The 13,724-nt window shown below is 69.3% G+C and carries 14 protein-coding genes and 1 pseudogene; 8 read left to right on the top strand and 7 right to left on the bottom strand.

The genetic code is table 11. The annotated features are described in order from the left end of the window. Both QQK83_RS17080 and regB read right to left on the bottom strand, forming a co-directional pair. On the bottom strand, window positions 1–1,561 hold a 1,561-nt coding region (locus QQK83_RS17080), incomplete at its 3' end, for a PAS domain-containing protein (protein WP_284266301.1). A 132-nt stretch (window positions 1,562–1,693) separates the two neighbouring features. Continuing rightward, window positions 1,694–3,100, bottom strand: coding sequence for a sensor histidine kinase RegB (regB, locus tag QQK83_RS17075; protein ID WP_284266298.1), 1,407 nt, complete (start codon window positions 3,098–3,100; stop codon window positions 1,694–1,696). Between the two features lie 119 nt (window positions 3,101–3,219). On the opposite strand from regB, the gene QQK83_RS17070 reads away from it, so the two are divergent. From QQK83_RS17070 to QQK83_RS17060, 3 genes are all read left to right on the top strand, one after another. Continuing rightward, window positions 3,220–3,861 carry an SCO family protein gene (locus tag QQK83_RS17070; RefSeq protein WP_284266296.1) on the top strand — a complete coding sequence of 214 codons (642 nt, stop codon included), beginning with the start codon at window positions 3,220–3,222 and terminating at the stop codon, window positions 3,859–3,861. Window positions 3,862–3,968: 107 nt separating this feature from the next. Beyond that, on the top strand, window positions 3,969–4,526 hold the full coding sequence (locus tag QQK83_RS17065) for an ActR/PrrA/RegA family redox response regulator transcription factor (RefSeq protein WP_284266294.1): 558 nt from the start codon (window positions 3,969–3,971) through the stop codon (window positions 4,524–4,526). Window positions 4,527–4,571: 45 nt separating this feature from the next. Continuing rightward, on the top strand, window positions 4,572–5,072 hold the full coding sequence (locus tag QQK83_RS17060) for a hypothetical protein (RefSeq protein ID WP_284266293.1): 501 nt from the start codon (window positions 4,572–4,574) through the stop codon (window positions 5,070–5,072). Between the two features lie 9 nt (window positions 5,073–5,081). Here QQK83_RS17060 and QQK83_RS17055 read toward each other — a convergent pair whose 3' ends face one another. Continuing rightward, window positions 5,082–5,570, bottom strand: a complete 489-nt coding sequence (locus QQK83_RS17055) for a GNAT family N-acetyltransferase (protein WP_284266292.1) — start codon at window positions 5,568–5,570, stop codon at window positions 5,082–5,084. Then, window positions 5,567–6,163, bottom strand: a complete 597-nt coding sequence (locus QQK83_RS17050; protein ID WP_284266291.1) for an HD domain-containing protein — start codon at window positions 6,161–6,163, stop codon at window positions 5,567–5,569. The genes QQK83_RS17055 and QQK83_RS17050 overlap by 4 nt, the downstream gene beginning before the upstream one ends. Before the next feature lie 134 nt (window positions 6,164–6,297). Here QQK83_RS17050 and ahcY point away from each other — a divergent pair, with 134 nt between their 5' ends. The 3 genes from ahcY to QQK83_RS17035 all read left to right on the top strand — a co-directional run bounded on the left by ahcY (window position 6,298) and on the right by QQK83_RS17035 (window position 9,225). Next, window positions 6,298–7,680, top strand: a complete 1,383-nt coding sequence (ahcY, locus tag QQK83_RS17045) for an adenosylhomocysteinase (RefSeq protein WP_284266290.1) — start codon at window positions 6,298–6,300, stop codon at window positions 7,678–7,680. Window positions 7,681–8,166: 486 nt separating this feature from the next. Further along, the gene (locus tag QQK83_RS17040) at window positions 8,167–8,766 is read left to right on the top strand and encodes an HD domain-containing protein (protein WP_284266289.1); all 600 of its coding nucleotides are present in this window, start codon (window positions 8,167–8,169) and stop codon (window positions 8,764–8,766) included. Window positions 8,767–8,883: 117 nt separating this feature from the next. After that, a complete protein-coding gene (locus QQK83_RS17035) occupies window positions 8,884–9,225 on the top strand; it encodes a DUF2853 family protein (protein WP_284266287.1) in 342 nt (113 codons plus the stop codon). A 234-nt stretch (window positions 9,226–9,459) separates the two neighbouring features. Here the strand turns inward: QQK83_RS17035 and QQK83_RS17030 are convergent, their stop codons facing one another. From QQK83_RS17030 to tsaD, 3 genes are read right to left on the bottom strand one after another with little or no spacing between them, the layout of a single operon-like run. Beyond that, entirely contained in the window at window positions 9,460–9,873 is a 414-nt protein-coding gene (locus QQK83_RS17030) for an EVE domain-containing protein (RefSeq protein WP_284266285.1), read from the bottom strand. Window positions 9,874–9,878: 5 nt separating this feature from the next. Next, window positions 9,879–10,823, bottom strand: coding sequence for an NAD(P)H-dependent glycerol-3-phosphate dehydrogenase (locus QQK83_RS17025; RefSeq protein ID WP_284266283.1), 945 nt, complete (start codon window positions 10,821–10,823; stop codon window positions 9,879–9,881). Next, entirely contained in the window at window positions 10,820–11,902 is a 1,083-nt protein-coding gene (gene tsaD / locus QQK83_RS17020; protein WP_284266281.1) for a tRNA (adenosine(37)-N6)-threonylcarbamoyltransferase complex transferase subunit TsaD, read from the bottom strand. Before tsaD ends, QQK83_RS17025 begins: the two co-directional genes overlap by 4 nt. Window positions 11,903–11,949: 47 nt before the next feature. Here tsaD and QQK83_RS17015 point away from each other — a divergent pair, with 47 nt between their 5' ends. Together QQK83_RS17015 and QQK83_RS17010 are read left to right on the top strand one after the other, a co-directional pair. Beyond that, a complete protein-coding gene (locus QQK83_RS17015) occupies window positions 11,950–12,663 on the top strand; it encodes a uroporphyrinogen-III synthase (RefSeq protein WP_284266279.1) in 714 nt (237 codons plus the stop codon). A 100-nt stretch (window positions 12,664–12,763) separates the two neighbouring features. Next, a pseudogene (locus tag QQK83_RS17010) lies at window positions 12,764–13,724 on the top strand (hypothetical protein); the annotation flags it as partial.

Genomic DNA, 13,724 nt, shown 5'->3' with positions numbered 1-13,724 from the left:
CGAGCGGGTGGAACCCCACCGACAGGCCGCCCCCGCCAAGCGGCGCGACGCGCAGCGCCAGCGGCGTGCCCGCCGTCGTGATCACCTCGTCCGACCAGGGCGCGCGGTCGATGCTGCGGCAGGAGAAATCCAGGATGTCGGCCCAGGCCCCGCTTGGCGCGCAGCCCGCCTGCCAGAGCTGCGTCGCCTCGGTGAGGGTGGCGGGCGCGGCGCCCTCGCCCCAGAGCGCGGCGAAGCCCGCGTTGGCCAGCACCAGCCGCCCCTCGCCCGAGAAGATCGCCAGCGCCTGCGGCAGGTCGTCGAGCGCGGAGCGATAAAGGTCGATATCGCCGCGGAACTGCCGGGTGAGCGACACTTCCGAGGTGATGTCCTCGAACATGAAGGCCACCGCGCCATCGGGATGCGGGCGGCCGATCACGCGGAAGCTGTGGCCATCGGGCAGGGTCCAGAGCTCCTGGTAGGTGCCGGCCTCGGCATCCTGTTCCAGCCGCGCGATCTGGTTGCGCCAGTCGAGGTAGTTCTTCGGCTCGGGCATCCGCTGCCGGTCGCGCAGCGCGTCGAGAAAGGCGACAAGGCCGGGCCGCCGCGACAGGAATTGCGGCTCGAGCCCGGACAGGCTGACGAGGGCGGGGTTGAACAGCATCAGTTCGCGCCGCCGGTCGAAGACGGCGAGGCCGATGGGCAGATGCGCGAAGGTCTTGGACAGGGTCTGGACGAAGTCGCGCAGCGACGCCTCGGCAGCGACCAGCCGGTCGACGGGGGCGGCGCTGGCCAGCAGCCCGCCATCGGCGCGCGGGTCCGCCGAGACCTCGAACCACAGCGCCCCCCCGCGCGGATCGCCGGGGGTGACGGGGGCCAGCGGCGCGCCGTCGGGCTGAAGCCGCAGGCGGCGCAGCGTGCCGGGTTCGGGGGGCGGCTCGAGCGCGGGCCGGAACAGCGGCGGCAAGGGCCAGCGCGTTTCGGTGCGCGCGGACCCCGACAGGGTTTCGACCAGCGCGTGATAGGGCGCATTGGCCCAGGTCACGTTGCCGTCGCGGTCCTGACGCCAGACCGGGATGCGGGCGGCATCGACGGCGGCGCGCAGGTCCTCGATCTCGGCGCGGAGCGCGTCGAGCGCGGGGCCGTCCACGACAAGCCGGCCCTCGCCGGTTTCGGCGGGGCCGATGGTGACGACGACCCGCCCCCCCTCGGCGCGGCCGGCCACGCCCAGCAGGTCCTGGCCGAAGCGGCTGGTCACAAGGAAGGTCTCGCCCCGGTCGGCGAGCGCGGCGAAATGGGCGGGCAGATCGGGGCTGAAGGCCCTGAGCGCGCGGGCCAGCACCTCGAAGGCCTTGGTGCGGTCGGTGCCGGGCGGAAGAAAGGCGTCGTTGGCGTCCAGCGGCGTGATCAGGTAGCCCTCGCGGAACTCGTAGCGCCGGGGCGTGTCGGCAAAGACCGGCCCCGGCGCCGCATCGCGCCGCGCGCGGCGGCGTTCGGTGATCACGCTGCTGAAAAGAACGGCCAGCATCCCGCCGATCAGGCTGACCGCGGCAAACACCGCCATGGTTTCGAATTGGGTCATCGGCCGGCATCCGTTCACTGTCCCCGGCGGGCAGCATCGGGATAACTGGTTAACGTCGGGTTAAGCCTCGCAAGACGCCTCCGCCGCCCTCGCCCCCCACCACCGCCCACGCCCGGACGCCTTGGCACCGGATCAGATGGCGATGGGCTGGTTCTCGCCCAGCGGGCCGGTGGCCTCCTCGGCCGGAAGGCCCAGCGCCTCGTGCGGCCAGGTCACCTCGACCACGGCACCGGATTTCTCGGCCTTGTCCTCGGCCACGAGGAACGGGTCGGAGGCGTTGAAGAAACTGACCCGCGCGCCCGAGCGTTCCAGCAGCGTCTTGGCGATGAACAGGCCAAGGCCCATCCCCTCGTAGCCCGGACGCTCGCGCGCCTGGCTGCGGGCGCGGCGGCTGAGGAACGGGTCGCCGAGGCGGCCCAGCAGGTCCTGCGGAAAGCCCTGCCCGTCGTCGGTGATGCGGATGCGGATCGTGCCGTCGCCCCAACCACCTTCGACCCAGATGCGCGCCTCGGCGAAATCGACGGCGTTCTGCACCAGGTTGCGCAGCCCGTGGATCACCTCGGGTTTGCGCCAGATCAGCGGCTGGCCCTCGGGCGCGCCCTCGTCCGCGGCGAAATCATACAGCACCTCGACCCCGCGGTCGGCGTGCGGCTCGGCGGCCTCGCGGACCACGGCCCCCAGCGGCGCGGAGCGCATGTGCAGGTCGTCTTTCCCGGCGCGGCCCATCGAGCGGAGGATGTCGCGGCAGCGGTCGGCCTGGGTGCGAATCAGCCGCGCATCCTCGGCCAGCTCGGGCTGGCCCTCCAGCTCCTCGGCGAGTTCCGTGGAGACCAGCTTGATGGTGGCCAGCGGCGTGCCCAGCTCATGCGCGGCGGCGGCGACCACCCCGCCCAGGTCGGTCAGCTTCTGCTCGCGCGCCAGCGCCATCTGCGTCGCCAGAAGCGCCTGGCTCATGGAATGGGTTTCCGAGGTGATCCGGCGCGCATAGGCCGACAGGAAGACGATGCCGATGCAGATCGCGCTCCAGAAGCCGACGATGAAGATGTCGGGCAGCATCAGAACCTCGCCCGTCTCGGCGGTGAGCGGCACGTGGAACATCGCCAGAAGCGTGATCATCAGGACGGCAAGGCACCCCAGGATCGTGGTGGAGCGCATCGTGAGCGCGGTGGCCGAGATCGTCACCGGCGCAAGGATCAACAGCGCGAAGGGATTGTTCAGCCCGCCGGTGAGGAACAACAGGAAACTGAGCTGAGACAGGTCGAACAAGAGCGTCAGCATCGCGTCGCGGTCGGAGAGGCGCTGGTTTTCGGGGAAGATCGTCATGGCGATCAGGTTCGACACCACGCTCGCCCCGATGGCGAGGAAGCACAGGCCCAGTTCCACGCGCAGGCCAAGGTAGAAGGACGCGATCACCACGGTGACGGTCTGCCCGAGGATCGCCAGCCAGCGCAGCACCAGAAGCGTGCGCAACCGGACCCAGTCGCTGCGGGCGTCCTGGCGGACGAGATCGACGGCGGGGTCGGCGGTGGTGATGGCCATGGAGGGCGGGCTTTCTGTCACAGGCGGGCAGTCGTGAATTGATAGGGCGCGGCGCATAGGTAATCAACGATGACCGACGCAACCGGCCCGGTGCCCCGTCGTAGCCGAAAGGACTGTCCATGACCCGTGTCTATGCCATCGCCTCTGCCGCGCTGATCGGTGCGCTGGTCCTCGGCGTCGGGATCAGCGTGTACCTGGGGCAAGCGCAACGCAGCGCCTCGGCCGATCCGTTCGGCCAATGCCGCGGCAGCGTCGTGGCGGGCGGCGCGGGCCAGATCGGCGGGCCCTTCACGCTGGTGTCCGAGACCGGCGAGACGGTCACCGACGCGGATGTGATCACGGAACCGACGCTGCTTTACTTCGGCTACACCTTCTGCCCGGATGTCTGCCCGCTCGACACGGTGCGCAATGCCGAGGCGGTGGATATCATGGAGGCCGACGGCTATTCGGTCCGACCCGTCTTTGTCTCGGTCGATCCCGAGCGCGACACGCCCGAGGTGGTGCAGTCCTTCACCGAGAACATCCATCCGCGGATGCTGGGCCTGACCGGCACGCCCGAGCAGACCGACGCCGCCGCACGCGCCTACCGGGTCTATTACCGGATCAACCGCGAAGGCGACGACCCCTATTACCTGGTCGATCACTCGGCCTTTACCTACCTGGTGCTGCCCGGCCATGGCTTCGTCGAGTTCTTCAACCGCGAGACGACACCGCAGCAGATGGCCGAGCGCGCGGAATGTTTCCTGAATGCAGGCGGTTGAAGACTGGATTGAAGACTGGACAACGCGCCCGCGCGCGACAAATTGACCGCAGGACGCGAATACCGTTAAACAGGTTCAACCGCTGAACGACCGAAGGGAGACGCCGCATGTCGCAGGAGCGCAGCCTCACTGACATCGGACCGGACAAATCGCTGCTTCTGGTGGACGATGACGAACCGTTCCTGCGCCGGCTGGAGCGCGCGATGGAGAAGCGCGGCTTCGAGGTCGAGGCCGCCCTGTCGGTCGCGGCCGGCAAGGCCATCGCCACGGCGCGGCCGCCCGCCTACGCGGTGGTCGACCTGCGGCTCGAGGATGGCAACGGGCTCGACGTGGTGGAAACGCTGCGCGCCAAGCGGCCCGATGCGCGCATCGTGGTGCTGACCGGCTACGGCGCGATCGCCACCGCGGTGGCGGCGGTCAAGATCGGGGCGACCGATTACCTGTCCAAGCCCGCCGATGCCAATGACATCACCGCGGCGCTTCTGGCCGATGGCGAAGAGATGCCGCCGCCGCCCGAGAACCCGATGTCGGCCGACCGGGTGCGCTGGGAGCATATCCAGCGGGTCTACGAGCTGTGCGACCGCAACGTCAGCGAAACCGCGCGGCGGCTGAACATGCATCGCCGGACGCTGCAACGTATTCTCGCCAAGCGCAGCCCGCGCTAAGAGGGCGCCCGAACCGCCGCCCCCTTGAGTCGGGAGACACGACCGATGCGCCTGCCTGCCCTGATCGCCCTTGCCGGGAGCCTTGCGCTTGCGGCCTGCGTCACGACCCCGAGCGAGCCCGAGCCGCCGGTCCTGACCCTCGATGCGCGCGGCATCCAGCCGACCGTGAGCCGGTTGCGCATCGATTTCGGCCGGGCGCAGGTCGGCGTGATCGACACGGTGACACGCCTGTTGGGCGAGGGGCCGATGCAGATCACGACCAACACCGAATGCGGTGCCGGGCCGATCACCGCGGCCTCCTGGGAAGACGGGCTGACGCTGAATTTCCAGGACGGGAATTTCGTCGGATGGGTCAACTCCGACCCCGGCCTTCCGGCAGGCGGCGGCATCCTGCCCGGCCAGCCGCGCCTTGCCTTGCCGCAGGGCAATTTCTCGATCACGTCGCTGGGCACCGAGTTTTCGCGGACCGAGGTCTATGGCCTGCTGACCGAGAATGACGAGGCGGTGCGCATCGTCTGGGCCGGGACGACCTGCTTCTTCCGCTGACCGCGCGGCTCAGGACAAATCGAAGCGTTTCAGGATCTTGTCCACGACGGTGCCGTCATCCATGCGGTAACCCGCGATGCGCCCGTAATCCTCGAAGCCGCGGGACTGGTAATAGGCCAGCCCGCCCGCGTTGTCGGCGCGGATACTGGCGTTGATCCATGCGTAGCCCATCCGCGCGGCGGCGGCGCGGGTCGCCTCGAACAGCTTCGATCCGATGCCGAGGCCCTGCCGCCCCGGCTTGGCGAAGGTGGCGATATCGACCGCCTCGGGCGGAAGCCCGTCATGGGGCGCGATCCACTGGAACCCGAGGATCTCGCCCGCGTCGGTTTCCGCGACATGCCAGGCCGAGGCCTCGGGCGCGGTCTGCATCCGGTTGACGAAATACGCGGCGTCGATCTGGCCGGTCATGGCGGTCGTGCCGCCGATCGCGATGATCTCGTTCAGGATCTCGGCCATCTCGCGCGCGTCGAGCGCATGGGCCGGGCGCACGGTGATCATAGGGCTGCCATCAGCGCGGCGTGGCGCGCGGTGAAGGCGTCGCGCGCTTCGACCGGGGGGCGCAACACGAGGGTCAGGCCCTCGGTCAGCGCGGGATCGGGGCGGCCGAAGAAGCGGTCGGCCTCAACCGTGGCGAAGCCCGCAAGCTGCACCGCCTCGAGCCAGGCCGAGACGCGGTCGGCGCGTTTTATCAATGACTTGACCGGTTTCGGCAGCATCGCGGGCAGGCCGAAGCGCAGGTGGATCGCGGCGGTCAACCGTTCGTCCAACGCACCGTAGCCGGGGCCGACCGCCGCTTTCACCGGGCTGATCATGTCGCCGATCACGTATTCGGGCGCGTCGTGCAGCAGCGCCGCCAGCCGCCATTTCGCCGGCCAGTCGGGTTTCAGGCGGCCGCAGATCGCCTCGACCAGCAGGGAGTGTTCGGCGACCGAATAGGCGTAATCGCCCCGCGTCTGCCCGTTCCAGCGCGCGACGAAGGCGAGTCCGTGGGCGATATCCTCGATCTCGATATCGACCGGTGTCGGGTCCAGCAGGTCGAGCCTGCGGCCCGAGAGCATCCGTTGCCAGGCTCGGGGGGGCGGTTTGGGCATGGTGGGGCCTCCGGTTGCTGCGCGCGGTGATAACACCGCCCGCGGCGATGGCCATCCCCTTCGCATTGCCGCATCCCGGCGGGAGTGCTATCTGCGCCGGTAACAAGGATCGAAGTTTTCAAGGACAGACGCCAGTGACCGATTACATCGTCAAGGATATCGCTCTCGCCGAGTATGGCCGCAAGGAACTCGACATCGCCGAAACGGAGATGCCGGGCCTGATGGCGCTGCGCGAGGAATACGGTGCCGCACAGCCGCTGAAGGGCGCGCGGATCGTGGGTTCGCTCCACATGACGATCCAGACCGGCGTCCTGATCGAGACGCTGGTGGCGCTGGGGGCCGATGTCCGCTGGGCGTCGTGCAACATCTTCTCGACGCAGGACCACGCGGCGGCCGCCATTGCCAAGGCGGGCGTGCCGGTCTTTGCGATCAAGGGTCAGACGCTGGAAGAGCATTGGGATTACCTCGACAAGTCGTTCCTGTTCGACGATGGCCCGAACATGATCCTCGACGATGGCGGCGACGCGACGCTTTACGTGTTGCTCGGCGCACGCGCGGAAGCGGGAGAGGAGATCATCCCGGTTCCCCAGTCCGAGGAAGAAGCGGTCATCAAGGCGCAGATCACGAAGCGCATGGAAGCCAGCCCCGGCTGGTTCACCAAGGTGAAGGCGCAGATCCGCGGCGTCTCCGAGGAAACGACGACGGGCGTGAACCGCCTGTATCAGCTGATGCGCGACGGGCACCTGCCCTTCCCGGCGATCAACGTGAACGACTCGGTCACCAAGTCGAAGTTCGACAACAAGTACGGCTGCAAGGAATCGCTCGTCGACGGCATCCGCCGCGCGACCGACACGATGATGGCGGGCAAGGTCGCCGTGGTCTGCGGCTATGGCGACGTGGGCAAGGGCAGCGCGGCCTCGCTGCGCGGCGCGGGCGCGCGCGTGAAGGTGACCGAAGCCGACCCGATCTGCGCGCTGCAGGCGGCGATGGACGGCTACGAGGTTGTCCTGCTCGAAGAGCATCTGGACGCCGACATCTTCATCACCACGACCGGCAACAAGGACGTGATCCGCATCGAGCACATGCGCGAGATGAAGGACATGGCGATCGTGGGCAACATCGGCCATTTCGACAACGAGATCCAGGTCGCCGCGCTGAAGAACCACAAGTGGACGAACATCAAGGAACAGGTGGACATGATCGAGATGCCGAACGGCAATCGGTTGATCCTGCTGTCCGAGGGGCGTCTTCTGAACCTCGGCAACGCGACCGGGCACCCGTCCTTCGTGATGTCGGCGAGCTTCACCAACCAGGTGCTGGCGCAGATCGAGCTGTGGTCGAACGCCGATGCCTACGAGAACAAGGTCTACATCCTGCCCAAGGTGCTGGATGAAAAGGTCGCCCGTCTGCACCTGGCGAAGATCGGCGTGAAGCTGACGCCGCTGTCGAAGGACCAGGCCGATTACATCGGCGTCCCGGCGGAAGGTCCGTTCAAGCCGGAGCATTACCGCTACTGATACGCCCCTTGGCGGGTGATCATCCACGGGGTCGGCGCGGTCGGGACATGACCGCGCCGGCCCTTTTCGCATCGGGGGGGCGCGCCCCGTGCGGTGGACAGCATGGCGGGCGTCGCGCGCATGGTGCGGGACGGGGTGAAACCGGGGGTGCTCTCGGGAGGGGCCTTGCGCGGCGGTTCGGGCCGAGGGCCGAAGCGGTTGGTCCCTTGGCCGGGGCATGGCCCGGCGGCAGGAGAGGTGGCGCCACCAGGGGTGGGCGAGGTTCCGACACCCCCGTCACGGGGTGCGATGGACAAATGCGCGGAGTCCGGTCGATTGCCGGCCCTTGGCCCTTGATGGGGGCTGTCATCAGCCCGGCAACGAAACCTCGGGTCCTGCGTGCAACCGGGCCTTGGCCCGGCGCGTGATCGGCCGATCGACGGCTACCCTTGCAGGGACTCGTTAAAATCCTCCTAAACTGTGCGGGAAAACCTCGGAGGGGCGACGATGGACCGGACGGTTTCCTTCACGCAGATGAAGGACGGCACGAAAGAAGACTACGCGCTGCTGGAGGAATTGGAGAAACCCTTTCTCCGGCTGACCGCCGACCGGGTGCTGGACGAGCTGCGCCGGCAGGAGCATGTGACGCTCGAGGGCTACCGCATCACCCGGCTGGGCCACGGGCTGCAATCGGCGACGCGGGCCGAGCGGGACGGGGCGGACCTCGACTGGATCGTCGCGGCGCTGTGCCATGACATCGGCGACGGGCTGGCGCCGCAGAACCATGACCGCATGTCGGCCGAGGTGCTGCGCCCCTTCGTGCGCTGGGATGTCGCCTGGGTGGTGGAGCATCACGGCATCTTCCAGATGCTCTATTACGCGCATCATTACGGCTGGGACCGCAACGCGCGCGACCGGTTCCGCGACCACCCCTGTTTCGACAGCTGCGCGGAATTCTGCGAACGCTGGGACCAGTCGAGCTTCGATCCCGACTACGACACCCTGCCGCTGGAGCATTTCGAGCCGATGCTGCGCGAGGTCTTCGGGCGCAAGGCCCATGACCCCGAGGTGATCCGCGAGGGGCATGTTTCGGCGCTGACCGGCTGAGGACGGGCAATTCTTTTGCCTGCAATTTATCTTTTGACCTGTCGCGGCGCTCGGGTAGCATCCCGCGGAGCTTGGCCAGAGGGGGCAAGCCGGGACAGTGGAACGGAGTGAGAGTTCATGGGCAAACGGGATGACCTGATCGCGCAATATGCCGAGGATCTGCGCAACAAGTGCGGCATGGAGCCGGACATGGCGCTGCTGACCAAGGTGACGATCGGCTGCGGGCCGGCGATCTACAACGCCGACGCCTCGACCGTGGCGGGCAGCCAGCCGGGCGAGATCGAGACGGTGAAGAAGAACTTCCTGATGAAGAAGCTGGGCCTGAAGGACGGGCCGGAGCTGGACGCCGCGATTGCGTCGGTGATCGAGACCTACGGCAAGTCCGAACGCAACAAGTATCGCGCCGTGGTCTATTACATGCTGACCAAGCATTTCGGTAAGGAAAGCGTCTACGGCTGAGGCCGGGCGTCTTTCGGTTCAAACGGCCCGCCCCCGCGCGGGCCGTTCGCATTTGCGGCGAATGCATCTTGAATGCGGCGGGCTATTTCGTTGCCCTGTCGGGGCTGACGTGGCTATGTCTCGGCAACGCCCGACCAGGATGGACGGGCCCGACATCGACAGACACGCGGAGCGAGAAAACGCGTGGGTGGTGGAGGGTCCCGCGCTTGCGTCGGGGCCCTCCTTTTTCGGTGCTCAAAGGCCGCCCATGGCGCGGATCGTCTGCCATTCCGCTTCCGTCACCGGCTGCACCGACAGGCGGGGGCTTTTGACCAGCGCCATGCCCGACAGGTCTTCGCGCGCCTTGATCTGCTCGAGCGTGACGGGGGTGGGCAGCGGTTCGACCGCCTTGATGTCGACGCAGTCCCACCTTTCATCGTCGCTGGTGCTGTCGGGGTGGGCTTCGGCGATGACCTCGACGATGCCGACGACGGCTTTCTCGGATTGCGAGTGGTAGAAGAAGCCCAGATCGCCCACCGCCATCTCGCGCATGAAGTTGCGCGCCTGGTAGTTGCGGACGCCGTCCCATTCCTCGCCGCTGTCGCCGCGGGCGACCTGTTGATCCCAGGACCATGTCGAGGGTTCGGATTTGAAGAGCCAGTAGCGCATCGGTCCTACTCCGGTTTGAGGGGGCGGTTCAGCAGCATGTCGGCGATGGTCGCCACGTCGGCGCGCCCGTCGGCCAGCGCCGCGACGGCGGCGGCGATGGGGGTGTCGGCCTGCCCGCGCGCGGCGATCTGGCGGGCGGTGTGCAGCCCCTCGACCGTGGTGTCGGGCGGCAGGCTCTCGCCGCGGGCCAGCGCCGCGCCGAAGCGGAAGTTGCGGGATTTCTCGGAGCCGCAGGTCAGGATCAGGTCGCCGAGACCGGAAAGGCCGGTCAGCGTCGCCTCCTCCGCGCCTTCCGCCACGGCGATGCGCGTCATCTCGGCCAGGCCGCGCGCCATGAGCGCCGCGCGCGCGCTGTCGCCCAAGCCCGCGCCGATGACCGCGCCCGCGGCGATGGCGACCACGTTCTTGAGCGCGCCGCCCAGTTCCGCGCCGATCACGTCGGTGGTGCGGTAAAGGCGCAAGGTCGCGGTGGAGAGCCGCGCCTGCAGCGCCGCGCCGGTGGCGTCGTCGGCGCAGGCGAGCGTGAGGGCCGTGGGCAGGCTTGCCGCGATGTCCACGGCGAAGCTGGGGCCGGTGAGCTGGGCGGGGGTGGCGGTGCTGTGCTGCGCGATCAGCGCGGTGGGGCCAAGGCCGGTGGCCCGGTCGATCCCCTTGGCGCAGGAGACGAGGGTTTTGGCGGCGAGGGGCGTTGCGGCGAGGAAGGGGCCGAGGCTTTGGGTCGGCAGCGCGAGCAGCGCGCAATCGGCGGTGAGATCGGCGAGGTCGCCGGTGATGCGGAGCGTTTCGGGGAAGCGGTGGCCGGGCAGGCGGCGGGTGTTCTCGCGCGCGTGGTGCATGGCGGCGGCACCCTCGCGCGCCCAGAGGGTGACGGGGTGACCGGCTTTCGCATAGGTGATGGCGAGCGCCGTGCCGAAGGCGCCCGCGCCGATGATGTCGAGCGGGGCGCTCATGCCTTCGCGCCCTTTTTGCCGGACCCGATCATCGGGGCGGCGGCGGTATCCAGCGGCCAGCGCGGGCGGGCGGACAGGTGCATGTCGTCGCGGTGCCCGGCCTCGAAGGCCATGAGGCCCGCGAAGGCGATCATTGCCGCGTTGTCGGTGCAAAGCGCGAGCGGGGGGGCGACGAAGGGCAGGCCTGCGGCCTCGGCCACCTGTTCCAGCCGCGCGCGCAGGGTCTTGTTCGCCGCGACGCCGCCCGCCACGGCGAAGCCGGTGAGGCCGGATTGATCGGCCAGCGCGCGGGCGGATTTTCCGGCCAGCACAGCGGCGACTGCGCCTTGGAACGACGCGCAAAGGTCCGCGCGGTCCCCCTCGGTCAGCCCGCCCTGCTCGGCCACCAGCGTATCGCGCACCCGCAGGACGGCGGTCTTCAGACCCGAAAAGCTGAGGTCGCAACCGGGCCGGTCCATCAGCGGGCGGGGCAGGTCGAAGCGGGCGGGGTCGCCCTTGGCCGCCTCGGCCTCGACCGAGGGGCCGCCGGGCTGGGGCAGGCCCAACAGGCGCGCGACCTTGTCGAAGGCCTCACCCGGCGCGTCGTCGATGGTGCCGCCGAGGCGGTGGAAGCGGTCGGGGGCATCCACGCGCAGGAACTGGCAATGCCCGCCCGAGACCAGAAGCATCAGGTAGGGAAAGCGCATCGCGTCGGTCAGGACAGGCGTCAGCGCGTGACCGGCGAGGTGGTTCACACCGATCAGCGGCTTGCCCAGCCCCATGGCCAGCCCCTTGGCCGCCATGACGCCCGAGAGAACCCCACCGATCAGGCCGGGGCCCGCGGTGACGGCGATGGCGTCAATGTCTGCGAGCGAAACGCCGGCCTTCGCCAGCGCCTCCTCGGTCACGAGGTCCAGCTTCTCGGCATGGGCGCGGGCGGCGATCTCGGGGACGACACCGCCGAAGGCGGCGTGAAGGTCGGTCTGGCTGGCCACGACATTCGACAGGATCTCAGCGCCCGCGCCGGTGCCGCGCAGGATCGCCGCGCCGGTATCGTCGCAGCTGCTTTCCAGTCCGAGGATCGTGAGGGGGCGGGGCATGGGCGCCTCGTTGCAGGCTCGAGGATAGGCAGGTAACACTCGCCCCCATGTCTGACAATGCCGATGCCCCGCTCGTCCTGATCACCCGACCGCGGGATGCCGCCCACCGCTTCGCCGAGGAGATGCGCGCGGCGGTCGGGCCGGTGGCGGTGGCGATCATCCCGATGCTGGAGATCAAGCCGGTGGTGGAACGGGTCGACCTCGAGGGGGTGTCCGCGCTGATCTTCACCTCGGCCGCGGGTGTGGAGGTGTTCGGCACCCTGACCGGGGACCGCGATCTTCCGGCCTGGTGCGTCGGCGACCGCACCGCCGAGGCCGCGCGCGAGATCGGCCTCAGGGCCACCTCGGCGGGCGGCGATGCCGAGGCGCTGGTCGCGCTGATGGCCGAGGCGCGGCCCGAGGGGCGGCTTTTGCACCTGAGCGGGATGCACACCCGCGGCGACGTGGCCGGGCGTTTGTTCGAGGCCGGGCTGAGGGCCGAGGCGCGGGCGATCTACGACCAGGTGGCGGCGCAGCCGGGCTCGGAACTGGTGGCGGCGCTGGCGCATCCGGGCCGGGTGATCGTGCCGCTCTTCTCGCCGCGCAGCGCGGCGCTATTTGCCGAAGCGGCGGGTACGGCCACGGCGCAGGCCGAGATCGTAGCCCTGAGCCGGGCGGTGGCCGATGCCTTGCCCGATGACATGGCGCAGGGTGCGCGGATCGCCGACAGCCCGGATGCGCCTGCGATGATCCGCGCGGTGGCTGCGCTGATTTCTCCCTAGCCGCGGCTTGAGGGGCATGACACGCTGGTTTAGGCTGGCTTGGGCGCATCTGTCAGGTGGGCTTGACAGTTGATGGATTGACAGACGAAGGGTGGCGCAGGTGGCACGGGGAAGCTCGAAAAGCTCAGGCAGCACACGCAATCGGCAAGGCAGCAGCCGGGGCAAGACCGAGGACAGCACTCCGGCCGAGGACAGCCTCGCAGCTGCGACCGATTCGGTCACGAGTGCCACCGAAGACGCGGTGAGCCACGTCGAGGACGGGCTGACCGACGCCGCCGCAAGCCTTGCGGGCGAGGACACGAGCCAGGTGGACGCCGGTTCCGAAAGCGCCGCGGGCGCGGGCGACCCGCAGAGCGACATCCCAGACGCGGAGACGGTGCCGGCGGAAGACGCGACCGCCGGGACGGTGGGCGATGACAGCGTTTCGGGCAGCGCGGCGCACGGCGCCGATGGCGACGCCGACACGGTGACGCCCGATGCCGAAGCCGAGGCCGCGGACGAGGTCGCCACCGAGACGACAGCCGGGACGACAGCCGAGGCAGCGCCCGAGACGACACCGCCGCCGGTGCCCCCGGCCCCGCCCCCTGCCCCGGAAAAGCGTGGCGGCTTCGTGCCGCTTGTGCTGGGCGGCGTGATCGCCGCGGGCATCGGCTATGGCGCGGCCTACATGGGCGTGCTGCCCTCGGGCGGCGGCAATGACGACCAGTCCGCCGCGATCGCCGCTGCGCTGGAGAACCAGAGCGCGGCCCTGAGCGAGTTGCAGGCGCGCGTGTCGGAGATCGCGGCGGCTGCGCCCGCCGAACTGCCCGAGATGCCCGAGGTGGACCTGTCGCCGGTGCTGGAGCAGATCGCCGGACTGTCCGAGCGGATCGAGGGCACGGCGGGCAGCATCGAGACGCTGGCCGAGCGCGTGACCGTGCTGGAAGAGCGCCCGGTCTTCACCGGCAACGTGGATCAGGACACCGCCGCCGCCGCCGAGGCCGCTGCCCAGATGGAGGCCGAACTGGCCGCGCAGCGCGAGGCCGCCGAGGCGCGCGCCGCCGAGTTGGAAGCCGCCGCAG

Source organism: Roseicyclus amphidinii (genome assembly GCF_030163755.1).
Lineage (GTDB): Bacteria > Pseudomonadota > Alphaproteobacteria > Rhodobacterales > Rhodobacteraceae > Roseicyclus > Roseicyclus amphidinii.
Note: the sequence above shows the minus strand (reverse complement) of the source record. Positions and strands in the feature narration are given on the sequence as shown.